Origin of the sequence: Roseateles aquae (assembly GCF_032337115.1) — a bacterium.
Lineage (GTDB): Bacteria > Pseudomonadota > Gammaproteobacteria > Burkholderiales > Burkholderiaceae_C > Roseateles_C > Roseateles_C aquae.
This window is the reverse complement of sequence record NZ_JAVXZY010000014.1, coordinates 1-24,333: the sequence shown is the minus strand read 5'-3', so window position 1 is coordinate 24,333 and position 24,333 is coordinate 1. Positions and strand designations below refer to the sequence as shown.

Genomic DNA, 24,333 nt, shown 5'->3' with positions numbered 1-24,333 from the left:
TACGGTGCTTCAGGCCTTCTTGGCCGAAACCTTGGGGAAATCGACCTCGGTCTGGGCGACGTTGTTGACGTAGTTGGTCAGGACGTTCAGCGCGACGTTCAGCACGATCTCGATGACGGCGCCTTCGCTGAAGCCGGCGGCACGCAGCGTCGTGACATCACCGGCGTCGACCTGGCCGCGCGTCTCGACGACACGGCGGGCAAAGCGCAGCGCGGCGGCGCTGGCAGCGTCGGGCGAATGGAAGTCGCGGGCGGCGGCGATGTCTTCACCGCTGAGCTTGGCCAGATTGCGGCCGATGTAATCGTGGGCCGACAGGCAGTAGTCGCAGCCATTGAACTCGGCCACGGCCAGCGCGATGCGTTCACGCAGCTGGGCGCTCAGCTCGCCCTTGCCGAGCGCGCCGCTCAGCGACAGATAGCCTTCCAGCGCGGCCGGGCTGTGGCCAACCAGCTTCATCAGATTGGGCACGACGCCCAGTTGCTTGTTGACGGCAGCCAGCAGGGGCTTGGCGGCTTCGTGCGATTGTTCGACGGTGGGGATGCTCAGGCGGGACATGGTGGGCTCCAGTTCAGTGGTGGGTGGGTTTCGCGTTTCGTCGCTGCGTTTCGTGTTCAGCGAGTGACTGAACTGTCGTTGAATACGCTCAGCTTTAGAATCGCCGCCAATTCCAAGACTCCGTTACGCGTGGAGAAACAATGGACCGCTTTCACCTGATCAAGGTCTTTGTCGCCGTCGTCGATGCCGAGGGCTTTGCCGGCGCCGCGCGGCAGCTGAATCTGTCGCCGCCGGCGGTGACCCGCGCCATTGCCGAGCTGGAGTCGCACCTGGGCGTGCGCCTGTTCACCCGCACGACCCGGGTGGTGCGCGTGACCGAGGCCGGCGCCCGCTATGTGGAGGACTGCCGGCGCATCCTGGCCGAGCTGGCCGAAGCCGATGAGTCGGTCAGCGGCCTGCATGCCACGCCGCGCGGGCGGCTCACCGTCACCGCCCCGGCGCTGTTCGGCGCGCTCTTCATCACGCCGGTGGTGGCCGAGTATCTGCAGCGTTATCCCGAGGTCAATGCCAGCTGCTGGTTTCTCGATCGGGTCGTCAACCTGGTGGAGGAGGGCGTTGATGTGGCGCTGCGCATCGGCGAGCTGGCCGATTCCAGCCTGCAGGCGGTGCGCGTGGGCCAGGTGCGGCGGGTGATCGTGGCCGCACCGGACTATCTGCAACGCCAGGGCGTGCCGCAGACGCCCGAGGACTTGAGCGCCCACACCATCGTTGCCGCCAGCGGCGTGACGCCAACGCCGGAATGGCGCTTCCGCGATACCGATGGCGGCCCGCGCAGCATCAAGCTGCAGCCGCGCATGGTCACCACCACCAACGATTCGGCCGTGGCCGCCGCCGTGGGCGGCTTCGGGCTGTCACGGCTGATGTCTTACCAGGTGGCCGAACATGTGCAGGCCGGCCGACTGCAGATTGTGCTGAGCGACTATGAGAGCGCGCCGCTGCCGGTGCATCTGGTGCACCGCGAAGGGCGCCACGCCTCGCAGAAAGCCCGCGCCTTTCTGGATCTGGCGATCGAGCGGCTGCGCAGCAACAAGGCCTTGAACGGCTGAAGCTGGCTGCGGCCGCTCAGCCCTGCGTCAGCGCCGCTTTTACCGCGGCCACATAGCGTTCGCTGACGGCCACCCGTGCCCCATCGCGCAGCGTGAGCTCATGGCTGCCGCTGGCCAGCAGCTTCAGCGACTGCACCTGCGCCCGGCACACGATGCTGCCGCGATGCACGCGCAGAAACACCGCCGGGTCCAGATGCTGTTCCAGCCGCGCCATCGAGGCGCGCAGCAGCAGCTCGCGGCCGGGCAGATGCAGGGCCGCGTAATTGCCCTGGGCCTCGATGTGCAGCACCTCGCTCAGCGGCACGACATCAATGCGCCCCACCGAGCGCACGCTGACCGTTGTCCAGTACGGGCTGGCCGGTGGCTCAGCGGGCTGGCTGTCGTCAACATAGCGGCGCAGCGCGCCGGCATAGCCGCTCTGCTGGCGCAGCCGCACCATCTGCTCGACATGGGCCAGCGCCTTCTCCAGCCGCCGCTTGCTGAAGGGCTTGAGGATGTAGTCCAGCGCATGCAGATCAAAGGCCTCGATCGCATGCTCGTCAAAGGCGGTGACGAAGACGATCCAGGGCGGCTGCTCCAGCTGGGCCAGCGCCCGCGCCAGATCCAGGCCCGAGCCATGCGGCATGCGGATGTCCAGGAACACGACCTCGATCTGCGGCTGCGCGCGCAGCGCCTCCAGTGCCGCCGCCATGCTCGGCGCTTCGGCCAGCACCTGCCAGCGCGGCTGCTCGGCCAGGGCCAGGCAGAGGTTGCGCCGGCCGAGTTCCTCGTCGTCAACGACGAGGGCAGGGATGGCCGGCTCGAGGCCAGCGGCTGGGGCGGCGTGCGGGCTTGTCATTCGTTGATGCGGATCGGCAAGTCGATGCGGACTTCAAAATGCGACGGGCTCTCTTCGGTGTCCAGCCGCGCTCGCGATCCGTACAGCAGCGCCAGCCGCTCGCGCGCATGGGCCAGGCCCAGGCCCAGGCCGGCATTGGCCGGGCCGCGCTCGCCCAGCGAGTTCCAGACGCGTAGGCGCAGCCGCTCGCCGTCCAGCGCGAAGTGCAGCGCCAGCCGGGTGGTGCCGGCATGGCGGTCCAGATCGTGGCGCAGCGCGTTCTCGATCAGCGGCTGTAGCAGCAGCGGCGGCACCTCGATGCGCTCGACCGCCGGGCTGAGCCCCTCGAAGGCGGCCTGCAGCCGCGCGCCATAACGCATTTGTTGCAGGTCCAGATAGTCCTGGCAGAACTCGATCTCGTCGCCCAGGCGAACGGCATCCTGCGCGCTGGCCTTCAGCGCATAGCGCAGCAGCGCGGAGAGGCTGGCAATGCCCTCCAGCGCCACCGGCTGCTCATTGCTGCGCACCAGCGCGCTGATGCTGTTCAGCGCATTGAAGATGAAATGCGGCTCCAGCTGCTGGCGCATGCCCTGCAGGCGCTGCCGCTCCAGCGCCAGTTCCAGCGCCAGATTGGCCTCGCGTGAGGCCTGCAGCTCGGCGGTACGCTGCTGGCCCAGCCGCCAGATGTGAACCGCCATCACCACCGCAAACGTGCCGCTGAACCAGGCGAACTCGAGAAACCAGCTGAAGTTGTCGCGCTGTAGCACATAGCTCACCAGGCTCTGCCCGCCGCCGCGTGCGAGCCAGCCCGGCAGCGCGGTATAGGCCATGTGCAGCGGAAAGAACAGCAGCGCCAACGCGGCATACAGCCCGGCGATGGCGTGCCCGCCGATGAAGCGCTCGCCCGTGCGCGGCAGCCACAGCATCAGCGCCACGCTGAGCACAAACAGCGGCACATGCCCGTTGAGCCAGGCGCGCCAGACACGCAGCAGGTCCGCCGAGCGACCGCTCAACACGCCATCGCGATAGTCCCCCGCCGCGCCCAGGCTACAGATCAGCCCCCAGACCAGCAGATTGACCAGCAGCACCCGCACAAACTCGGCCCATGGCGCCTGCTGCGTCGTGCGGACGGCCATCGTCGGGGCGTTCTGCATGGCAGTGCTTGGGTTCATCGGATGCATGGGTGGGAACAGGCGGGGCGCGCAGATAGCGATGATCGCTCAAGCCCGGGCGTATTCGCATCACGCCCGACCGCACTCGTACCACGGCCCTCGCTCGCGCCCTGTTGGCTGCACATACTGCCGCCATCCCTCCCTCCCTACCCGACCGCCCCGACCCTTTGTTTCATGCGCATCTTTCGTGATCTTTGTGAGCACCCCCGCCGCGCCCTGACGATGCTGGCCCTGGCCGCCGCGCTGCCCTTCGCCTCGCCCCTGACCCACGCCGCCGCGCCGCTGGCCAAGACCCAGGCGCCGGGCTTTTACCGGCTGATGGTCGGCGAGCTGGAGGTGACGGCGCTGCTCGATGCCGTCGACCCCTGGCCCGAGGCGATGGATGAGCTCTTCCCCGCCCTCAGCGCTGAGCAGAAAAACAGCCTGCGCCAGCGCACCCATGCGCAGCCCAGCAACGATTTCTCGACCATCGCCTTCCTGGTCAACACCGGCAAGAAGCTGATCCTGATCGACGCCGGCGGCGGCAAAAGCCAGCCCGGCTATGGCCAGCTGTTCAGCAATCTGAAGGCGGCCGGCTATGCGCCGGAGCAGGTCGACGACATCTACATCACCCATATGCACCCCGACCACGTATTCGGCCTGCTCGACGGCGAGCAGCGCGCCTTCCCGAACGCCGTGGTCCATGCCGACGCGCACGAACTGCCGCAATGGCAGGCCGGCGCCGCCAAGGGCAACAAGACGGCGCAGGCCATCGTGGCCAAGCTGGCGCCCTATATCGCCGCCAAGCGCTACCAGCCCTTTGACGGCGATACCCGTTTCTCGCCCGAGCTGCGCGCCGTGGCCCGCTACGGCCATACCGAGGGCCACAGCTTCTACATCATCGAAAGCCGCGGCCAGCGCCTGCAGTTCTGGGGCGATTTCGTCGTCAACGACAAGGTGCAGCTGGAGCTGCCCGACACCGCGCCGCCCGGCGAGAAAGACGCCGCCCAGGGCATCGCGATGCGCCAGCGTGAATACGCCGCCAGCGCGCGCAGCGGCGAGCTGATTGCCGGCGCCCATTTCGCCTTCCCCGGCATCGGCCGGCTGCGCGCCCTCGGCAGCCACTACATCTGGGTGCCCGCCGACTACGCCGCCCTCCCGGCAAGCACCACAGCCAGCACCAGCGCCACGCCCTGATCGACCAAGGCTGCGATGAAAGCCCTTCAAGCCTTGATGCCTTCTTCGACTTCCTCTGTGAATTCCTCCGTGACTCTGTGGTCAATTCCGAATTGCCTGACAAGGCCTGAATGAGCAAAGCGCACCCATGAAACCTGTCACCCTGCAATTGCAGATCAACGGCCAGACGCAGCGCGTCCAGGCCCCCGCCGGCAAGCCCTTGCTCTGGCTGCTGCGCGAAGACCTGGCGCTCACCGGCACCAAGTTCGGCTGCGGCGCCGCGCAGTGCGGCGCCTGCACCGTGCACGTGGACGGCGCAGCCACCCGCTGCTGCGTGCTGCCCTTCGAGGCGCTCAAAGGCAAGCGCATCACCACCATCGAGGCGCTGGACCAGAGCCGCATCGGCCGCGCGCTGCAGGCCGCCTGGCTGGCCGAGCAGGTGCCGCAATGCGGCTACTGCCAAAGCGGCATGCTGATGGCCGCCGCCGCGCTGCTGGCCGAGCATGCCAAGCCCAGCGATGAAGACGTCAAGGCCGCGATGAGCAATCTGTGCCGCTGCGGCACCTATCCGCGCGTCAAGGCCGCCATCGCCCGCGCCGCCGCGGCGCTGCAGGACGGGAGCGCCGCATGAATACCCGATTGAATGAGCGCACCAACGCTGGCCGCCTGGCCAACCCCGCTCGCCGTACGCTGCTGCTGCACTCCAGCCTGGCCGCCGGCCTGTGGACGCTGGGCCTCGCACCCAGCGCGGCGCAAGCGCCTGCCCCGGCCGGCACCACGGCCGAGCCCGGCTTCGGCATCTGGCTGCGCTTTGATGCCCAGGACGGCCTCACCGTGCTCAGCTATGTGGCCGAACTCGGCCAGGGCACGCACAGCGCCGTGCAGCTGATGGCGGCCGAGGAGCTGGACCTGCCGCTGGCGCGGGTGCGCGTCGAGCAGGCGCCGGTCGAGCAGCGCTACTTCAGCAAGCGGCTGAAGGACTACGCCAGCTTCGGCAGCTTTGGCACGCCGATGTCCTGGCGCGAAGTTGGCGGCTTGTGCGCCAGCGCGCGGGCCATGCTGGTGCAGGCAGCCGCCACGCGCTGGGGTGTGGCCGCGGCGGACTGCCGCACCCAGGCCAGCGAGCAGCATGGCGAGGGTCAGGTCTTGCATCCCGATGCCCGCCAGCGCCTGCCCTATGCCGCGCTGCTGGCCGAGGCCGCGCAGCTGACCCCGCCCAAGGACGCAGCGCGCAAGCCCGCCGCCGAACGCCGCCTGCTTGGCAAGGACGGCGCCCAGCGCATCGACCTGCCGGCCAAGGTGAACGGTAGCGCCCGCTTCGGCATCGACGCGCGCCGCCCCGGCATGCTCTACGCCACGCTGATCCACGCGCCGCGCTTCGGCGCCGAGCTGCTCAGCGTGGATGAACGGCCGGCCAAGGCCATGCCCGGCGTGCGCCGCGTCGTGCGACTGCCCGGTGCGCTCGCGGTGGTGGCCGACAGCTACTGGACCGCCCGCCAGGCCCTGCAAGCCCTGAAGCCACGCTGGAGCGCCGGGCCGCATGCCAGCACCAACAGCGAGGCCCTGCGCGCCGAGCTGCTCGCCGCCGCCGCGCGCGGGGAGGGCAAGCCATTTGATCAGCGCGACGATCCGCGCATTGACGCTGCCGCTGTGGCTCAGGCCATGAGTCAGAGTGCCAGCGTGCTGGACATCAGCTACGACGTGCCCTTCCTCGCCCACGCGACGATGGAGCCAATGAACGCGCTGGCCGAGGTCGGCCCCGAGGGCGCCGCGCTGTGGCTCTCCACGCAATGCGCCGGCGACACCCAACGCGGCGTGGCCCGTGCGCTGGACCTCAAGCCCGAACAGGTGCAGGTCAACGCGATGCTGGCCGGTGGCGGCTTCGGGCGCCGGCTCGAACATGGCTTTGCCGTGCAGGCCGCCTTGATCGCCAAGCAGATGAAGGGCCGGCCGGTGCAGCTGATCTGGTCGCGCGAGACCGATATGCAGGCCGGCGGCTACCGCCCCGCCGCCGCCGCCCGTGTTCGCCTGGCGCTGGACGCCGAGGGCTGGCCCCAGGCGCTGCGCGTAGACGCCGCCAACCCCTCGCTGCTGGAGTACAGCGGGCTGACGAACGGCGAGCCGAGCCAGGATTTCGACTGGTCGGTCGGCATGGGCTGGACGCGGCACGACTACGAGGTCGGCCCCATGCAGCTGGGCTGGAGCCGCGTCGACGCCGGCGTGCCCTGCGGCTACTGGCGCTCGGTCGGCGCCTCGCAGAACACCTTTTTCTACGAATGCAGCATCGACCGCGCCGCCGCCCTGGCCGGCATCGACCCCTTGGCCTACCGCCTGCGCCTGCTGGAGAAAAAGCCAAACACCCAGGCGCTCTTGCGTGCGCTGGCCGATCGCGCCGGCTGGGGCCAGGTCTTGCCCCCCGGGCATTTCCAGGGACTGGCGCTCAGTTCCGGCAACTCGGCACGCAGCGCCCATATCGTGCAGGTCTCGGTGCCGGCACCGGGGCGCTTCCGCATCGAACGCATCACAGCGGCCGTTGACGTGGGCCTCGTCCTCAACCCCGACGCCGTGCGCGCCCAGCTGATGGGCGGCACCCTCTTCGGCCTCAGCGCCGCCCTGGCCGGTGAAATCACGCTCAAAGACGGCCAGGTGCAACAAGCCAACTTCGACAGCTACCCGCTGGTGACCCTGGCCCAGACGCCGCCTATCGACTTGGTGGTGCTGGGCAGCGGCGAAGCGCCGCGCGGCGTCGGCGAAGAAGGCCCGGCCTCCATCGGCCCGGCGCTGGCGAATGCGCTGTTTGCGGCGAGCGGCAAGGATCCGGCGAAGGCGATCACGCGGCTGCCGTTGACGAGGGCGGGGTGGGGGTTGGAGGGGTGAGGGCGGCTTTGCAGCGATCTCGGACATTGCGCGGCGCCCGTCTGCCGGCTGATCATGAGCCAGCACCGGTCATCCAGGTGCTCGCCGGCACAGGCTCCGGGCGACTGGTCCGACGGTAAGAGCAGCCGTTCGGTGCTGCTGGCTGCGGTCGCGGTGTCCCAGTGATGGCTTCGGGGTTCAGCGACCGTCGCAGATCGACCCGTTGCTGTCTCCAGATACGCCGAACCCGCAGCGCCGAAGCAGCAGTTCAACGTTTGAATTCAGTGGACCAGCCAGCATAGCTGGCACAGGCCCTCTGAAATGAAAAGTTGAACGTCATGCACGCGCGCCATTCTGCTGCTTGCGACTTGCGAAGTACTCAGCCTTGGCTGAAATGCACTGTTGGCAATACTTGACGCGATACACCCCAGCCGGGAGCAGAGGCATCAAGGGCGCACACGGAAAAACGTGCCGCATTTCGGGGGTATTCATGAAGGTATGTCCTTCTGGTGAATCCGTAAAGCCAGCCATCAACGGGGCTTCATGCGCCGGGCACACATCTAGCGCAGACGCTCGTTCATCCGAACGCATGGCCATCTCGGGATGCTCTGTTACGAACTTTTCCCATGACCTTTCCTGCCAAAACTTCATTGGATCCGCCGCGCCGGCTTCCAGGAACCTGCGGTATTCCTGCTCTCCCAGAAACGCTTTAAGGCAGGCTCGTAGCGTAGCCGCACTGATGTTGCTCATGACGTTCAACTTGGTGATGCGCTGATCATTACATTAGAGAATGCTGCCCAACATTTAATCAGACAGACCGATCAACTGCTCGGATCAGATGCGCTAGTCAGCGGACGTCCGCGAATGGCAGCTCCTGGCCGGATGGGGCCATAGGCCGCGGCGCCATGAAGCTGCCGCTTGCTGGGTGATCCAATTCAGATCCCAACCTGATTCCGTGGGTCTCGGTGAAAACATACTGCCGGCCAGGAGGAGTCTCACGCATGCACGTCGCATAGCCGACCTTCGGCTACTCCCTGCTCACCACGGCCAGCACAGGCGGTCTGCGCTGGCTGCGGCGATCAACCCGGGTCAGCTGCGTCTGGGTCTTTGATCTCGCGCATGTCTATGCTCCTCCCGCCTTGGCCAGAATCTGCTTGAGAAGATCTGGGGTAGCTCCCTTCGCCTCAAGCGTCGCCGTCCGGTAGGCATACTGATTCTTTGAGAGCTGGATTCCGGAAGCGGCCTCAATCGCCGCACAGGACGTGACCCACTCCGTCCAGTTGGACTCAAGGTAGCTCTCAAGGTGGTCGCTCAGGGTCGCTACGCGATCGCCAACCCGTTCGGGCGGAAAATCAACTTCGGCCTCGCCGAGATATTTCAAAAGCCGACGGTTTTCCGTCGAGAACTTCGTGCGCTCACTGTCTATGACGCTCTGAGTCTTACCTACGGTCTTGGCACGCGCCTCGAAGCCACTGTCTCCGTCGAAGAGGACGTAGGTCGGAATCCCAAGGCTCACAAGGATGGCATGAGCAAGCGGGATACCTCCCTTGCCGCACGCCGAGACAATCGACAGCCCCTGGGATTCGAGCCGGCCCACGGAATCCCGATCGCCGATTCCGTAGAACACTGCCGCCTCCGTATCCCCTTCGACCAGCAGCGCACGCGCCGCGAACAGCGTGACTGCGAGCCGATTCGTGACAATGCCGTCCAGTTGACGGGCAACTTGATCAGCATCAACCGTCCCGCTGAGCTTCGCCTTCACGCCGTCGACCGTGGAAAAGTGGACGGCAACCGCCGGTTTCTTGTCGGCCGATCGAGTCAGTCGTCTGACTTGATCGAAGTGGCGAGCTTCAAGGAAGTACGGGCTGTGTGTCGCGTAGGTCACTTGGATGCGCTTGCCGGCGTCTTCGGCAAGCGACCGGAGCACCTTTGCAAAGGTCTGGGCCTGGATCGGGTGCTGAAAGAGCTCTGGTTCCTCGATCGCCAAGCAGATGACGCCCTCCGCCGAGGCCGCGCCCGACTGCGCCAAAAGCTGGAGCGCGGAGATCAGAAGCGTGCGCTGAAAGCCATGCCCTTGTCGCTCGACGAGAGTCGCGGTTGTTCCGTCCAGCACGGTCACATCGAACGTCGTGCGAGCAGCCTTGAGTTCTACCTCAGCAGGAGACACCGTGATCGCCCGACCAGGGGAGTAAGAACTGACGACTTCATTCAGCTGCGTCGTAATCGCATCGAGCTGCGCCTTGAACTTCGCTTCGTAGACTTGCTGCTGCTTGGCGCGCGACTCCTCGACGATCTTCTCGATCTCGTCATCGGCGGCTGCGCGATCGACCGAACGCTCAAGGATTCGGCCAATGATGCTCGACTTGCCGTCAATCGACTCCTCGCTTGCCCGCAGGTCAGCGGTGACGAGGACGAAGTCGAAAAGGCCGCTCATCTTGCCGCCGCTGTTGAAACCGAAGAAGTTGGTCTGTAGCGCTTCTGGAGCATCGACAAGCTGATCAGTGTGTGAGGACTCCCAGGCAGTCATCGCCTGCTCCACCGCTGCCCCAGTGTTGGCAGCCGGCAGATTTAACTCCGCCCGGCTGCTGCGAAGCGCAGCGTACATCTCCTTCTTCGCTGTCGCATTGCCTGCTGCCTTGATCGCATTGAACTCCGGGAGTCCTTTTGCATTCGCAGAAAGTGCCTCAGTGCCGTCAGGCGACCGACGCTTCCATGCTGTGAATGTCGCAACGCCTTCCGGCGCGTACTTGCCAAGTGCTTCGCGGTCCTTGTCGGTCAGAGCGGTGAAGGCAACCTGAACCTCGATGTTCTCGGTAGTCGCGCCGAACGAACAGTCCTTCTCCGTGAGAGAGCCAGGCTTACCGTTGAAAAACCAGTCAAGTGCACGAAGCACTGTTGACTTGCCGGCGCCGTTTGGCCCGATGAACGTCGTGACGGAATCGAAGGGGATGGTCACGTCATTCAACGCGCGAAAATTCCTGATCCGAACTGACTGAATCTTCATTGTTTCTCCGCCCCTCTTGATGGACTGCTCGTACTCGGACATGGCGATGCACGGGCTGGCCCGATGGTTTCTGCGACCAAGGTAAACAGCCAGATTCGCCTGCGCGCCACCTACGGCTCTTAGGGCGGAAGCATTTTGCATGGCTTCCAAGAGGGCATGCACACCACCGTAACCGCCTCGTCCCCGCCACCGACCTTGACGGCGAGCTGCCGAGCGTCTGCTCTCTCGGCCGGCGTCCGACCGCTCCGGGTCGAAACTGCGCGGTCGACCAGCAGAGAAACGCTCACTGGAGACCCGAAGACCGCCTCGTAATAGTCCTACGACCGCAGTGCTCCGTAGAGCCGCCGTTGCGGCCATCGCCCTATAGCCACCCCCAACGACTGCTTGATGCCAGGCAGCGTGAGAACGTTTGCCGGCGACCACTGGCAGCAATCGCTGCAAACCTTTTCTTCCGGCGCCACAGCAAGCACCGCCTGTCGCCGTTGCTCCTGCCTAGCCATTCCAATTCAAAGGCCACGGTCAGCGAGTGGCAGTGCGAAACGAGAAACTAAACTCCACGTGACTGCCTACGCCCGTCAGGACTCGACCCGGAATTCCTCCCGCTGCCGGCCGGCGGCTATGTACTGGCTCAGCCACCTAGCAGGCTGGCCGCGGCCGCTCCATGTGTTTTCAGGGTTAGCGGGATCGCGATAGAGAACACGCGCAGGCGACGTCGATATAGCGGCGCTACCGCGCAGCTTTGCCTCGGTGTACGGAAGCATGGCCTTGATGCCTTCTTCTACGCTGAATCCTGCGGCCTGCAGCTTCTTGGCATAGCCGTCTGCTAAAACTTTGAGCTCTTCATCTCGCTTCTCTTCAATCTCCTTCTCGAGCCTAGCCCTCAGCGAGATCAACTCGGCATAGGATTGCTTCGCAACATCAACGTCTGCCATGTTCTTCCACGTTAGGCCGCCACATGGCGGCCTCGAATCGTAAGCCAGAGCAGGAGGCCGAATCAGTGGATGAGCCTTTAGTCGCAGTGCCGACCGCGAATCGGTTTGATGCCCTCAACAGCAGGCCAGAAAACAATGCTCTGCGCCCCTCTTAGGCGACCGTTCGAGGCTGGGGGCGGCCAGTCGCCCTCGTTCACCGTATGACCGCTTCTGCTGGAGAGAGCAGATGCAGGCGGCACCAAGGGAGGGCACCGAATCCAGTCAGCGCAGGTGAGTGCACGCCAGCACCTACAAATTCCTGCACATCGGCCTGCACAAGCTTTCGATGGTGCCGCTTGCCGCCTGTGCGTAACGTCGTGTGCTCTTCCACAAGGAAATGGCATGCACGACTTTGAACTCATCAGCAACATCCTTTGCCCGTACACGCAGCGGGCAGCGATCCAGCTTGCCGAGAAGGGCCTGGAAGCCAGGCGAACCTATATAGACCTTGCAAAAAAACCAGATTGGTTCATCCAACTGTCGCCACTGGGCAAGGTGCCGCTGCTGCGCGTGGGCGACACGGCCGTGTTCGAGACCACCGTCATCTGCGAGTACATCGAAGAGGCAACCGTCGGTCAGGCACCGATGTGGCCCGACCACGCCCTGGATCGCGCTCGTCACCGCGCGTGGGCCGAGTTTGCCTCGACCGTGATCGCAGACGTGTTTGGCTTCTACATGGCACCGGACGAGGCGACGTTCGAACGCAAGCGGTCGGAGCTTGCCGGACGCTTTGCGCGGCTTGAGAGCCAGCTGGCGGGCGCGGGCCCGTATTTCGGCGGCAAGCGTTTCGGTCTGGTAGACGCCGCGTTTGCGCCGATCTTCCGGCTGCTGGAGACCTTCGACCAGTTGGGTGACTTCCGCCTTCTTCACGGGCTCCCGGCAACTGCCGCCTATCGCCGCAATCTGGCAGAGCGGCCAAGCGTGCGCACGGCAGTGGTGCCCGACTACGGGCAGGTCTTCACGCGTTATCTGGCCGGGCGTGGTTCCCACATGGCTCGACTCGCGGCAGCCGCCGCAGACACGACCTCAGTCGAGGCCTGACATCAGCCGAGACGATCTCGCGATCTCTTCAGACAGCGCCGCGCTTGCGCGGCGCATGCGCGGCACGCGCGCGACGTCCTCATGCATCAGCAGCCATAGCGGCTGCGCCAGCTCGTCTAGCGGGGGACCGAGGCGAACGAGCTCTGGGATCGAGCCGCCGACGAAGCAAGGCAGAACGGCGCAGCCGATCCCCGCACGTGCGGCTTGCGCGGCGCCCAGCAGGGTGTTGGCGCGAAACCGCACGTTGTCGGGCGAGACATTACGCGCCAACCAGCTTCCCGGTGCACTGCACGCCAGGCCAGCGTCGAAGCCGATCCATGGCAGGCGGGTAGGCGGCGCCGAAGCCTCTCCCGCCTCGGTCAATTGGCGCGGTGCATAGACCGCCATCGCAACGGTACCGACCTCGCGTCCGCGCAAAGTCTCTTGTGGTGTTCGGGTCACGCGAAGTGCAATGTCGGCCTCGCGCCGCGCCAGCGAAACGATATCGTTGGACACATGAAGCTCAAGCCGCAACCCATCGTGCGTTCGGCACACAGCGGCCAGCACATCGGGAAGCAGGTACTCGGAGACAGCATCAGGGGCTGTGACACGCACCGGCCCGTCATGGCCATCGTCGCGCCCACAGACGCGGCGCTCAAGACCGGCGATCTCGTCTCGAAAACGAAGCGCAAGCGTCCTGACCTCTTCTCCCGCCTCCGTCGGCCGAAGGCCGCCCGGGGTGCGCTCAAACAACCGCGTTCCGAGGCGCCGTTCCATCAGCTGCAGACGGCGCGATAGTGTTGGATGGCTCACATGCAGCGCGGCTGCAGCACCGGACAATGTGCCGCTCTCCACAATGGCGAGTGCAATACGCAGGTCATCCCAGTCGAAAGCGGAGGTGCGGCTCATGGCTGGCATTGTCGCCGCACACATCCCACATGTTGGCTCCCGGTTCGCGAGCCGCGCTAGCACTCGATCCTGCCAGTCAAGGCCGCAATGCAGCGCTAGCGGTCATTGCCTGAGTCAAGCCGAATGACGCCTATCGTTGCATAGCCGCCGACCCCAAACGCGATGTCTGTCCAAGGCTGACTGCGTTCACCCGCCTTGCTCGATCCAATGCCTGCTACCGACAGCAACGGTCATTGAGACGTAATACTCGTTGGAATAGATCCGAGGCAACCCAAAACGCTCGGGCGCGGGTTCAGAGCGCCTGTGCGGACATTTGCATGCTCCTGAGGTACTCGACTACGTTGACGCTTCCGGGACAGCCAAACGCCACGAGCATCTCGAAAAGCTCGACGCGCAGATCCGAACTGTTCTCAAGGTTGGCTATCTCCGCAGCAAGCCATGCGCCGTCACGCTGCTGGCTTAGGAAGTGGGCCTGCTCGAACAGCATGTGAGCGTGATGCGTCAGCGTCTCCGCCGCAAGCGCTGTGAACGGCTGAACCGCGACGATCATGGAATCGATCCGCCGCACGTATGAGTTGAAGTCTCTCGTCCCAGGTGATGCATCCGGTTGCTCGGCAATCGCCCAGACGATGCCGGCACGTCTCACGAGCGCCCGTGCGCGCGCTAGGTACTGAGCACCTACGAGGTAATCCTCAATCACGAAGTCGCCCTTGCTCGTGCCACGAAGTACGCTGGTCGTCAGCAGCGAACAAGTGTTCTTGCAAGCGCAGACGAATAGTTGAGCTTCGAAAGCACGGAGGGCTGCGCGAATGGAATCCTCCAACGTGTATGAGAGCGCATTGCACAAGAACTCGACCACGCTCGAGAACGCGAAAAGATCGGCCTCGACTTCGCTAAGCAGCGCCGGTCCGTTGAGATGCTGCCGCCAGTGTTGTTGCAGGGCAGAGAGAGTCTCTTCAGAATAGCCGCACGCTTGGTCTCCCCAGGCAATGTGTGCAGCCAAGGGAAGACCATCCACACTTTCGTCGACGGTGACCCCTGGCCGCCGGGGATTAAGGATGTGTCCAACTTCGTGAGCGAGGCAAGCGCATTGAAGAGCAACTCTCTCGAGTTCCGGTACCGAGGCAAGTGTTTGATCTCGAAAGGGACTCGTAAGTCGAAGCCCCGGAAGTGGCGGTCGAAGACGCTGTGCAAGCAGCGCAAGGCCAGAGTGGCGATATCCGATGAGCAATTCGGACATCCAGCGCAGCACGGCCGATGTTGTCACCTCTCGGGCCAAGTCGTCCGACCATTTCGAATGGACGCTCTGAAGATTGAAGTACTCGATGAGCAGCGTGTCCAGGCGTTCGCTACGGATGATGGCGCTGCCCGCAGCGCTTCGAACGATGGTGACATCTGGCGGACAGGCCCAAGCCACGAAGAAGTGCAGATTGAGATCGTGCGCCTGGGCCAAGCGATCACAGAACTCACGCACTAGCGGATCGCCGGCGAAATTCTCGTCCCCGAACTCGCAGGGCTTGGGGAGCGCCAGGTCGACGAGGTGACGCAAGGTGGCGCTGGCCACATTCACCCTCTGTTATCGGGCTCGACGCCGCGTGCCTGGTAGTCGCTCCACAGGCGTTCCCACTGTTCTTGCGTCGGGTTCTCGATCTCGATGTCGCCGAACTTAATCTTCTTGACCTTCTTGCTCGCGATGTAGCTCGTCACGATAGGTGTCACGATCGCGGCGATCGAGGATGCCACCTGCACAATCTGCAGAATGGTCGGCAACGAACCGTCGAGACTATTCTTCTCTGCCTCGATGACATTGGCGTGCGTGGCCTCTGCAAGTGCCGCAGAGAGGCTGCTGGAGGCGTCCGAGTCGCATTCGAGCGCGAGAGTCAGGTCAGACATCATGGCTCCTCAAGTGGGATAAGTAGGGCTTGACCCGACTAGGGTAGGCGAAAGAAGCCCCCTTCACCGACGGCTCCCGGCCGGGAGCTCAAGCTAGGCCGGGCACCGGAATGCAGCCAGTCGAGTTTCGCCGCCTCGGCACTCGGACCGGGACGGCGCGACAGCTAACCTCTTGCCGGGGGGAGGAAAGGACGCGCGTCCATCCGGCCGATACATCGGTACCCGAGGTTTCGCATGTCGGGCAATGCTATTGCGGCATCTTGCCTGAGCAGGGGGGGGGGCCGTCATGCTCAAAGTTGAGGACGCCGACTTCTCCATCCTGGTTCGCTTGGCGGCGACACACCAGCAATTACAAGTGTCAAAGGGATCAAACGCGTGCGCAGTCAGCGGCATATATGCACGCTGCCCGCTCCCGAGCCCCATGCCGGCCGGAGCGCAGGCGGTCAAGCGGCGGCTTTATGGAGACTCGATTGGGGCAGCGGATGTCGCCAACGGGTCAGTAGCGCCATTCCAAAGCTTCAAGCAGCAGACATTCCGGCGCGAGTTGACGGTGACAGCCGCGGGCAGCCAGAGTTGGACGAGCGCAGCACCCTCGACACCGGTCGTTGAAGCCGTCAGCCTGCTAGGTGCACCGGCGACTGCTTAATGCCACGCAGCGAAAACTGGGCGACTGGTCGCAGATGACCGCACCCGCTGCGCAGCAGCCCTCCTGACTGCCCAGTCACTTTGTCCAGAGCAAATGATCTGGCGGAAATCAGGCACCGGACTTCGCCGAGCGGCTCTGTCCGATGCGACATGGCTCGACCGGGGGGATTGAGGTGTCCCAGAAGCATCTGAGACGACAGGTCGAGTTGCTCTTATCAGACATGCGCGACATCCGAGGGTTGCCACACACTCTCTCTGCCGATTTGCTCGAGTAGCTTCTGTCCGACAACGCCCTTCGAGACATTGCCATTTGTGTTATCAGCTCGAACCGCCGAGATGAGCGGAGACTTCGAATCTTTGCCACGACGTTGGGAGCGCTGCTCTGCCGCGTGACCCTAGAGCGGCCACTTCGAAACTTTGTTATTAGGTTCCTTGTGAAAGGAGGCTGAGAACAAAGTTTCGAAGTTACTGGCAAATTATCGAAGTCTTGGGGGAAGGCCGACCGGGCGTTCAGGTCAAAGTTTCGAAATGGCGGGCCTTTAGGCAAAAAGGGCAGTGGCCTTTTGGCAAGACATGGGGCCGGGAGCGCACAACGTCGTGGCCGCCAGGGCGTTTCGAGGGTGAAGCCCTTCCCTGGCTGTATTGAATGCTCACCCGGTGTGGTGTCTCGCCAGGCGCAATCAACACGCGTGACTCGGTCGGAAGCCCCTCAATCCGCCAGCCGCTGCCTGATTTCTGCGCGCTGCGCGCCGGCCTCACTCAGTGCGCGCACGCAATCGGCGTCGAGGCGGCCGAGGGAAACCTCGCGCTGCAGCTCCTGCAGGCTGCTGGCATCGTCCCAGGCGGGCTTGTAGGGCCGCGGGGTCGATAGCGCATCGTAGACATCGGCCACGGCAATGATGCGCGCCACCAGCGGAATCTGCGCCATGGCCAGGCCTTGAGGGTAGCCCGAGCCATCGCCGCGCTCATGGTGGCCGCCGACCACCTCGCGCATCACCTGAGCCACCGGATCGCCGCGCAGGCCAAGATCGTCAATGATGTGGTCGACGAGCTTGAGGCCGATCTCCACATGGCGCTGCATGTGACGCCATTCCTCGGCATCGAGCTTGCCGGGCTTGAGCAGGATGCTGTCGGGGATGCCCACCTTGCCGATATCGTGCAGCGGTGCAAACAGATGGACGTATTCGATCTGCTCGTCGCTCAGCCCCAGCGATGCCGGCAACGATTTGGCGATCAGGCGCGCATAGGCTGCCATGCGCTCCAGATGGCGGCCGGTTTCAACATCGCGGATGCGCGCCAGTCCGGTCGCGATGTCGACCGCACCCACCAGCGTGTTCACCGCGGCGAGTCGCAGCAGGTAGAGTTGCCCGACGATGTCGGCAAAGAGATCGAGGAAGGCCGTCACCTCGGCGCCAAAGGCCTCTGGCTGCTTGGCGTCAAAGAACAAGAAGGCCGCCAGTTCGGTGCGATTGAAGATCGGCAATGTGTAGCTGCTGCGATAGCCTTGCGTACGCAGCCAGGCGGTGTGGGCACTGGGCGTGGCGAAGGCCGCGTCGATATCGGGCACGACGCGGGCCTTGCGCTCCTGCTTGAGCTGCAGCAGCGAGGGCACATCCTTGAGCAGGGCCTCATAACGCTTCAAGGCCTCGCCATCGTCATTGCTGCTGGCGAAGGTCTTCAGCGTGTCGCTGAGCGGGTCGTACAAGGCCAGCGCGATCCGGCTGATCGCCGGGAAACGGGCCTGGATGATCAGATGCAGACTATGCAGGCGTCCCGCCAGCCCGGACTTTTCAACCTCGAGCTGGCGCAATGCCCACGCGGTGGACTGAACCATTGATGAACTCCCGTGACTTGCCAGGCGGGCAGGACGCCTTGCGGGCCCATCGTAGACAGAAAAGGCGCCCACTGTCAGGTTCAAAAGGCGCACTTTCCGGACTTGTCGGTGATCTGCATCAGTTGGCGGGCAGATTGGCCATGCCAGCGGCGCGCGAAACGCGCCTCTGTCTTGCCGCCGGGCTGGACAAGGGGCCAGCGAATGCCGGTGCGCGGCAGTTTCGGCATAGCATGCGGGCCAACGCATCCCGCAAGCAGATCGGAGCCCGACATGAGACAACTGGCCGGACTGGACGCGGGCTTTCTCTATCTGGAGACGCCCGAAATGCCCATGCATGTGGGCGCGCTGCATGTGCTGGAGCTGCCCGCCGGCTTCCAGGGCCGCTTTGTGGACCTGCTGCGTGCCCACATCGCTGCACGACTGCCCCATCTGCCGGCGCTGCGCCGCCGCCTGGCCAGCGTGCCGCTGGATCTGTTCAACCCGGCCTGGGTCGCCGCCGAACCGGATCTGGCCCAGCACATCGTCGCCATCGAGCTGCCGCCGGGCAGTGCGATGCGGGCGCTGCAGGACGCCGTAGGCCGGCTGCATGGCCAGCTGCTGGACCGCGAGCGGCCGCTGTGGAAGTTTCATGTCTTTGAGAACCTGGCGCCCGGCAACGAGGGCCAGCGCTATGTGGCGCTCTACACCCAGCTGCACCACGCCGCGGTCGACGGCCAGGCCGCCGTGGCGCTGGCCAGTGTCATCCTCGACCTGAGCCCCGAGCCCCGCGAGCTGCCGGCCAAGCCGGCCAGGGCAGCACGCACGCCGTTAGGGCCGGTCGGCCTGCTGCGCGGCGCCCTGGCCCACCAGTGGCAGCAGACGATGAAGCTGGCCCGGGCGCTGCCCGGCAGCGTGGGCACGCTGAGCCAGCTGGCCTCGCAAAGCGCGGGCGAGGCGCTCAGTGCGCTGGCCGGGCGCTGGCGCGGCGAGGCCTCAGGCGCCGGCAGCAGCGACTTGCTGGCACCGCGCATGCGCTTCAACCAGAGCATCTCGGCCGCGCGCAGCTTTGCGTCGCTGAGCCTGCCGCTGGCCGGCCTGAACGAGGCGCGCAAGCGCCACGGCGCCAGCCTCAACGATGCGGTGCTGATGGTGTGCGGCTCGGCGCTGCGCCGCCTGCTGCTGGAATTGGGCGAGCTGCCCAAGAAGCCGCTGATCGCCGCCGTGCCCATCTCGCTGCGCGAGGCCGGCGACACGCGGGCCAGCAACCAGGTGTCGATGACCCGCGTCAGCCTGGCCACCCATATCGCCGATCCGCGCCGCCGGCTGGCCCAGCTGCTGCAGGCCTCGGCGGCGATGAAGCAGGGCATGGGCGCGATCAAGGACTTGATGCCCGAGGACTTCCCCTCGCCGGGCCTGCCCTGGCTGCTGGCCGCCGCCGCCAAGCTCTATGGGCGCGCTCATCTGGCCGAGCGGGTGCCGCCGCTGGTCAATCTGGTGATCTCCAATGTGCCCGGCCCGGCCATGCCGCTGTACCTGGCCGGCGCCCGCATGCTGACCAATGCGCCGGCCTCCATCGTCGTCCACGGCATCGCGCTGAACATCACCGTGCAGAGCTACAACGGCATGCTGGAAGTCGGCCTGATGGCCTGCGCCGAGGTCCTGCCCGACACCCAAGCGCTGGCCGCCCATCTGCAGGCCGCTTATGACGAGTTCCTGGCGCTCAAGCCCGTAGCAGCTCGACCGCACCGGCCTGTCGCCCAGGGGACAGGCAACTAGGGCAGATGCCCCAATCGCTGTCATCCGGCTTCGCTACCATTTCGCCCATGCCCACCGCCCCCCGCAAACGCGCGGCCAGCCGCAACAAGCCGCTGCCTGCCGACGACGACATCGCCGCCGATCACGACGATCTGCAGCCGCCCAATGCCTGGCTGATGATGCTGGAAGGCCGCGCGCCCTGGGAGCTAGCCGCGCTGCTGGCCGCCACCCCCTGGCTGCGCAAGCTGCCGCGCGGCGATGGTCATCCGGTCATCGTCTTTCCGGGCCTGGGCGCGAACGACTTCACCACGCTCGCGCTGCGCCGCTTTCTGGACGAGCTCGGCTACGTCAGCCACCCCTGGGGCCAGGGCTTCAATTTCGGGCCACGCCACGGTGTGCTGGAGCAGTGCAATGCCGATGTGCAGCGGCTCTTCAAGCACCATGCGCGCAAGGTCAGCCTGATTGGCTGGAGCCTGGGCGGCATCTATGCCCGCGAGCTGGCCAAGGAGCTGCCCGACCATGTGCGCTGCGTGATCACGCTGGGCACACCCTTCACCGGCCACCCGCGCGCCACCAATGCCTGGCGCTTCTTCGAATTCGTCAGCGGCCAGCGCGTCACCAATCACGAGCTGCTGCATCAAATCCGCCAGACGCCGCCGGTGCCCACCACCAGCATCTATTCGCGCAGCGATGGCGTTGTGTCCTGGCGCTGCAGCGTGATGGAGCCCGGCCCGCAGGCCGAGAACATCGAGGTCCACGCCAGCCACCTGGGCCTGGGCATGAATCCGATGGCGCTCTACGCCGTGGCCGACCGCCTGGCCCAGCCGGCCGGCCATTGGCACAAGTTCGATCCGCACGGGGCGCGGCGCTGGTTCTACAAGACAACCTGAGCTATGGACCCCTCGCCCAAGGCTTGCCTTGGGCGGCCCGGCGCTTGGCCCGCAAATGCAAAGAACCGCGCAACAGCGCACTTCACACACCATGCAAATCTCTGCCAACGGTATCCGCCTCGAAGTTGAAGACCACGGGCCGGCCTCGGGCGAGCCGCTGCTGCTGATCATGGGCCTGGGCATGCAGCTGCTGGCCTGGCATGAGGACTTCGTCGCGCTGCTGGTGCGACGCGGCTTTCGCGTCATCCGCTATGACAACCGCGACGTCGGCCTGAGCCAGTACTTCGACGAGCACGGTCGCCCGGCGCTGGGCCTGGCTGCGATGAAGCACCTCTTTCATCTGCCGGTGCAAAGCGCCTACAGCCTGGCCGACATGGCCGAAGACGCCCGCGGCATCCTCGACGCCCTGGGCCTCGCTCGCGCCCACGTCTGCGGCGCCAGCATGGGCGGCATGATTGCCCAGCATCTGGCGGCGCGGCATCCTGAGCGCGTCAACAGCCTGACGCTGATGATGACCAGCAGCGGCTCGCGCCGACTGCCCGGCCCGAATCTGCAAATGCGCGCCGCACTGATGTCGCGCCCGGCCAATCCCCACGAACACGCCAGCCGCCTCGCCCACTACACCGCGCTGTACACGATGATTGGCAGCCCGGCCTACCCGGCGCCACCGGGCTGGCTGGAAGCTCGCGCCGATCTGGCGCTGCGGCGCAGCTACCACCCGCAAGGCATGGCCCGCCAACTGATGGCCATCGTCGCCGATGGTGACCGCACGCCGCTGCTGCCGCGCATCCAGGCCCCCACCCATGTGATCCACGGCGCCGCCGACCCGCTGGTGCCCAGCGCCGCCGGGCAAGACCTGGCACGCCGCATCCAAGGCGCCACGCTGGACCTGATCCCCGGGATGGGCCACGACCTGCCGGAGCCGCTGTGGGGGCGTTTTTCGGATGGCATCGCGGCGGTAGCTCAGCGGTCCCGCTGACCCACCCATTCAGGGGAAGCATTAACCCCTATGGTGCGCGTAGCGCCCTGCTCGGAACAATCCGTGGCGTCAGCGGGCCGTTTGTCTAAGGGGGAACAAACGTCCAAGCAAGGGGCGCCGCGAGACTGATAAGAACACTCAACGACCTTCGCGAGGAACCCATGCATCCAGCACACCTGTCGGCAGCACTGCTGCTGTCTTCTTCCGTTTTTGCCGCGCAGGCAAGCACTCAGTCCACGCTCAATATCGGGCCGGTGACCGTCAGCTTGAGCGACCTTGACGCGCATGACGGCGTGACCCCGAGTCTGATTTGGGACAGCAACGTCTATCTCCAAACCAGAAGCTGGGGTAACCAGCAATCCGGCTGGACGACAACGCTTCATCCGAACTACGTTGAGTACTCCACCGTTTGGCAAGACCGCCAACAATGGCAAAGCAGTTCGGGGCCTGGCGCCGGCAGCCTGTCGACCAACCTGGGCGGTGGCCAGCAGTCGGTCAGCAATCAAGGGGCAGGATTCAGCGGCATTCAGCTGAGCCATACCGTCAGTGGCGGTGCCAATTTCACCAGCTTCGCTAGCAGCTTCCAGGCATTCACGCTGTCTGCACACAGCCAGGTCACCTTTGACGTGGAATACAGCGGAAGCTTGCGCAGCGATGCCTTCACGGGCCATCTGGTGATGCCTGACAGCTTTTCAGTGCCAGCTTTTTCCTCGCTGTCATACAACGTCGCCTTGGTCGTCAATGACTGGCAATGGGGTACTGATAGTGCCTTCGCGTCTTGGTGGGACAAGGCTGCGTTGAACAAGCAGCTTGATCACCAGCACGTCAGCTACACGCTGCAGAACACCGGCGATACCGACAAGACCTTCAATTTCATGGTCCAGGGCTATGCGCAGGCCATCGAGTTGTCTGCCCCCGTTCCTGAACCCAGCAGCTATATCATGATGCTGCTTGGCCTACTTGGATTGGGCGCGGCAGCGCGTCGCTGCCGCTGACCAGCAGCTCAGCCGGCCAGCCAAACATCGACAGGCTGACCGTCCGCGCGAACGAAGGTGTGAGCCCGCTCACGCCTTTGCTTTTTATCGGTCGCGACTTGAATGTTTCGCCCGCTGGCCTGAGCGCCGGAGTCAGCTTCCCCGCGGCGCCAGGAATAGATGCTCTACATCCATGCTGCTGCGCTGGCCCACGGACGCCAGATCGTCGCGCAGCCAACGTGCCGCTGCGGCGCGGCCCAGTTCAAACAGCTGCTGCAGCAAGCGCGGATCGGTGTTCAGCTTGCTGGACGCATCGAAGGGCGCCAAGCCCGCTTCATCGGCAATGCGGTGCAGGCGCAGGTTCTTGTAGTGCGTGGCATCGATCTGCTGGTGCTTCAGCAGCTTCTTGACGAAGGCGATGGCGCGCAGCTCGGCCACCAGGCTGGCATTGAAGGTGATCTCGTTGACGCGATCATTGATCTCGGCCGCGGTCTGCGGAATTCCCTCGTGGACACGGGGATTGATCTGCACCAGCAGCACATCGTCGCTGCTCGTGCCATAGGTCAGCGGCCACAGGGCAGGATTGCCGGAGAAGCCACCGTCCCAGAAGGGCTCGCCATCGATCACCACCGTCTGCGCACTCTGCGGCAGGCAGGCCGAGGCCAGCAGAGCGTCAATGCTCAGATCGCTAGCATCAAAAATACGCGGCTGGCCGGTGCGCACCGAGGTGGCAGCGATGAACAGCTTGATCGGCCCCTGCTTGATCGCCTCGATATCGACATGGGCAGTCACGAGCTCGCGCAGCGGGTCCAGCTTGAAGGGGTTCAGCTGCGCCGGGCTCCAGAGCTTGAGCCAGCTCTCCCACAGCGCGAAGCCCGGCCATTGATCGCGGTTGAACACCCAGGCGGGCAAGGCCGCTGAGGACATCCCCGGCGCCTGCGGCGCCCAGCAACCGCCCGCGCCCCCCACAGCATGCCAGAAACCCGCCAGCGCCTGGCGCGCTCCAGCGGCCCCGCCCTTGGCCCAGCCACTGGCCAGCACCGCCGCATTCATCGCCCCGGCACTGGTGCCCGAGACCCCATCGAACTGCAGGCGGCCGTCCTCCAGCAGCGCATCCAGCACGCCCCAGGTGAAGGCGCCATGCGAACCGCCGCCTTGAAGAGCGAGGTCGACAGACAAGCGGGCACCGTTGCTTCGGCCGGCCACACGACTGCTGGCTTTGCGCGACCGGGGGCTGCGAGGGACTGTGGCCATGGATGGGTTCGGGAGTGGGCGATGCGGCGATTGTGGCCTTGCGCAGAGACTAGCGTCGAGCTCAGGGCTACAGATCTATTCCTCCAGAGTGCCGCCACCTTCAGCCCATCGAACCAGACGTATTCGATCAGCGCGATCGGCTCGCCCGTGGAACCCTGGCCGTACTCGTCGCGCGGCTGGGCCTGCTGGCCTTAAGCGCAGTAGGTGTTGCGACCATTGAGGTGCCGCCCGCCCCCCCTGATGCTGCGCCGCACGCGCTGGCCTTGTGCGTCGTAGGCCAGTGTCATCTTTGCGCTGCCCACCTCCAGCTGCGCCAGCCGGCCGTCCAGGCCGTAGATGGCGTTGCTGTACAGCGCGCTGTCGGTGGTGGTGTCGCCGGCGGGGGTGCGCATGTTGGCATGGCCGGGACGCGCAATTAATGGGTCAGCGCGAGTCGGTGACCCGCCCTACAAAACTGGGGTCTACGACCTACCGATCTTCGCCTCCGCCTCGCTTTCCGCCTTGAATCGCCCCGGATTTCGAGGAGGCTCCAACTCTGGAGAATGGAGCCATGAAGAAGTCCCCGAAGTTTTCGCCTGAGGTGCGCGAGCGCGCGGTGCGTATGGTGCTGGAGCACCGCGCAGAG

At 65.1% G+C, this 24,333-nt stretch carries 21 protein-coding genes; 9 read left to right on the top strand and 12 right to left on the bottom strand.

What is annotated here, in order from left to right; translation table 11 throughout:
- Positions 1-9 precede the first annotated feature (9 nt).
- The gene (locus RQP53_RS23380; RefSeq protein WP_315653143.1) at positions 10-555 is read right to left on the bottom strand and encodes a carboxymuconolactone decarboxylase family protein; all 546 of its coding nucleotides are present in this window, start codon (positions 553-555) and stop codon (positions 10-12) included.
- A 140-nt stretch (positions 556-695) separates the two neighbouring features.
- On the opposite strand from RQP53_RS23380, the gene RQP53_RS23375 reads away from it, so the two are divergent.
- Positions 696-1,601 (top strand): LysR family transcriptional regulator, encoded by a 906-nt coding sequence (locus RQP53_RS23375; RefSeq protein ID WP_315653142.1) that lies wholly within the window; start codon positions 696-698, stop codon positions 1,599-1,601.
- A gap of 16 nt (positions 1,602-1,617) precedes the next feature.
- Here the strand turns inward: RQP53_RS23375 and RQP53_RS23370 are convergent, their stop codons facing one another.
- Both RQP53_RS23370 and RQP53_RS23365 read right to left on the bottom strand, forming a co-directional pair.
- The gene (locus tag RQP53_RS23370) at positions 1,618-2,439 is read right to left on the bottom strand and encodes a LytR/AlgR family response regulator transcription factor (protein WP_315653141.1); all 822 of its coding nucleotides are present in this window, start codon (positions 2,437-2,439) and stop codon (positions 1,618-1,620) included.
- Positions 2,436-3,590 (bottom strand): sensor histidine kinase, encoded by a 1,155-nt coding sequence (locus tag RQP53_RS23365; RefSeq protein ID WP_315653140.1) that lies wholly within the window; start codon positions 3,588-3,590, stop codon positions 2,436-2,438. The genes RQP53_RS23370 and RQP53_RS23365 overlap by 4 nt, the downstream gene beginning before the upstream one ends.
- Before the next feature lie 174 nt (positions 3,591-3,764).
- Between RQP53_RS23365 and RQP53_RS23360 the strand changes: the two genes are divergently transcribed.
- The 3 genes from RQP53_RS23360 to RQP53_RS23350 all read left to right on the top strand — a co-directional run bounded on the left by RQP53_RS23360 (position 3,765) and on the right by RQP53_RS23350 (position 7,622).
- Positions 3,765-4,766 (top strand): MBL fold metallo-hydrolase, encoded by a 1,002-nt coding sequence (locus RQP53_RS23360; RefSeq protein ID WP_315653139.1) that lies wholly within the window; start codon positions 3,765-3,767, stop codon positions 4,764-4,766.
- A gap of 142 nt (positions 4,767-4,908) precedes the next feature.
- Positions 4,909-5,376: a (2Fe-2S)-binding protein gene (locus RQP53_RS23355; protein WP_315653239.1), complete on the top strand. Its 468-nt coding sequence runs from the start codon at positions 4,909-4,911 to the stop codon at positions 5,374-5,376.
- Positions 5,373-7,622, top strand: a complete 2,250-nt coding sequence (locus tag RQP53_RS23350) for a xanthine dehydrogenase family protein molybdopterin-binding subunit (protein WP_315653138.1) — start codon at positions 5,373-5,375, stop codon at positions 7,620-7,622. Before RQP53_RS23355 ends, RQP53_RS23350 begins: the two co-directional genes overlap by 4 nt.
- A 315-nt stretch (positions 7,623-7,937) precedes the next feature.
- Here RQP53_RS23350 and RQP53_RS23345 read toward each other — a convergent pair whose 3' ends face one another.
- The 3 genes from RQP53_RS23345 to RQP53_RS23335 form a co-directional block, all read right to left on the bottom strand.
- Positions 7,938-8,351 (bottom strand): hypothetical protein, encoded by a 414-nt coding sequence (locus RQP53_RS23345; RefSeq protein WP_315653137.1) that lies wholly within the window; start codon positions 8,349-8,351, stop codon positions 7,938-7,940.
- Positions 8,352-8,724: 373 nt separating this feature from the next.
- Complete coding sequence (locus RQP53_RS23340; RefSeq protein ID WP_315653136.1) at positions 8,725-10,605, bottom strand: ATP-dependent nuclease; 1,881 nt, start codon at positions 10,603-10,605, stop codon at positions 8,725-8,727.
- Positions 10,606-11,180: 575 nt separating this feature from the next.
- Positions 11,181-11,537: an H-NS histone family protein gene (locus RQP53_RS23335; RefSeq protein ID WP_315653135.1), complete on the bottom strand. Its 357-nt coding sequence runs from the start codon at positions 11,535-11,537 to the stop codon at positions 11,181-11,183.
- Between the two features lie 381 nt (positions 11,538-11,918).
- Here RQP53_RS23335 and RQP53_RS23330 point away from each other — a divergent pair, with 381 nt between their 5' ends.
- A complete protein-coding gene (locus RQP53_RS23330) occupies positions 11,919-12,617 on the top strand; it encodes a glutathione S-transferase family protein (RefSeq protein ID WP_315653134.1) in 699 nt (232 codons plus the stop codon).
- Here the strand turns inward: RQP53_RS23330 and RQP53_RS23325 are convergent.
- The 4 genes from RQP53_RS23325 to RQP53_RS23310 all read right to left on the bottom strand — a co-directional run bounded on the left by RQP53_RS23325 (position 12,603) and on the right by RQP53_RS23310 (position 17,877).
- Entirely contained in the window at positions 12,603-13,505 is a 903-nt protein-coding gene (locus RQP53_RS23325) for a LysR family transcriptional regulator (protein WP_315653133.1), read from the bottom strand. The two genes, RQP53_RS23330 and RQP53_RS23325, sit on opposite strands and share 15 nt — an antisense overlap.
- A gap of 292 nt (positions 13,506-13,797) precedes the next feature.
- A complete protein-coding gene (locus RQP53_RS23320; RefSeq protein ID WP_315653132.1) occupies positions 13,798-15,069 on the bottom strand; it encodes a hypothetical protein in 1,272 nt (423 codons plus the stop codon).
- 2 nt (positions 15,070-15,071) lie between these two features.
- Positions 15,072-15,398 carry a hypothetical protein gene (locus tag RQP53_RS23315; RefSeq protein ID WP_315653131.1) on the bottom strand — a complete coding sequence of 109 codons (327 nt, stop codon included), beginning with the start codon at positions 15,396-15,398 and terminating at the stop codon, positions 15,072-15,074.
- A gap of 1,354 nt (positions 15,399-16,752) precedes the next feature.
- Positions 16,753-17,877 (bottom strand): HD-GYP domain-containing protein, encoded by a 1,125-nt coding sequence (locus RQP53_RS23310; protein WP_315653130.1) that lies wholly within the window; start codon positions 17,875-17,877, stop codon positions 16,753-16,755.
- Between the two features lie 270 nt (positions 17,878-18,147).
- Here RQP53_RS23310 and RQP53_RS23305 point away from each other — a divergent pair, with 270 nt between their 5' ends.
- The 4 genes from RQP53_RS23305 to RQP53_RS23290 all read left to right on the top strand — a co-directional run bounded on the left by RQP53_RS23305 (position 18,148) and on the right by RQP53_RS23290 (position 22,475).
- Positions 18,148-19,632 carry a wax ester/triacylglycerol synthase family O-acyltransferase gene (locus RQP53_RS23305; RefSeq protein ID WP_315653129.1) on the top strand — a complete coding sequence of 495 codons (1,485 nt, stop codon included), beginning with the start codon at positions 18,148-18,150 and terminating at the stop codon, positions 19,630-19,632.
- Positions 19,633-19,679: 47 nt separating this feature from the next.
- Positions 19,680-20,501 (top strand): esterase/lipase family protein, encoded by an 822-nt coding sequence (locus RQP53_RS23300; RefSeq protein ID WP_315653128.1) that lies wholly within the window; start codon positions 19,680-19,682, stop codon positions 20,499-20,501.
- A gap of 91 nt (positions 20,502-20,592) precedes the next feature.
- Positions 20,593-21,480, top strand: coding sequence for an alpha/beta fold hydrolase (locus tag RQP53_RS23295; protein WP_315653127.1), 888 nt, complete (start codon positions 20,593-20,595; stop codon positions 21,478-21,480).
- A gap of 161 nt (positions 21,481-21,641) precedes the next feature.
- On the top strand, positions 21,642-22,475 hold the full coding sequence (locus RQP53_RS23290; protein WP_315653126.1) for a PEP-CTERM sorting domain-containing protein: 834 nt from the start codon (positions 21,642-21,644) through the stop codon (positions 22,473-22,475).
- A 132-nt stretch (positions 22,476-22,607) separates the two neighbouring features.
- Here the strand turns inward: RQP53_RS23290 and RQP53_RS23285 are convergent, their stop codons facing one another.
- Positions 22,608-23,633, bottom strand: coding sequence for a patatin-like phospholipase family protein (locus RQP53_RS23285; protein WP_315653124.1), 1,026 nt, complete (start codon positions 23,631-23,633; stop codon positions 22,608-22,610).
- Between the two features lie 266 nt (positions 23,634-23,899).
- Positions 23,900-24,100, bottom strand: coding sequence for a hypothetical protein (locus RQP53_RS23280; RefSeq protein WP_315653123.1), 201 nt, complete (start codon positions 24,098-24,100; stop codon positions 23,900-23,902).
- Positions 24,101-24,333: the final 233 nt, after the last annotated feature.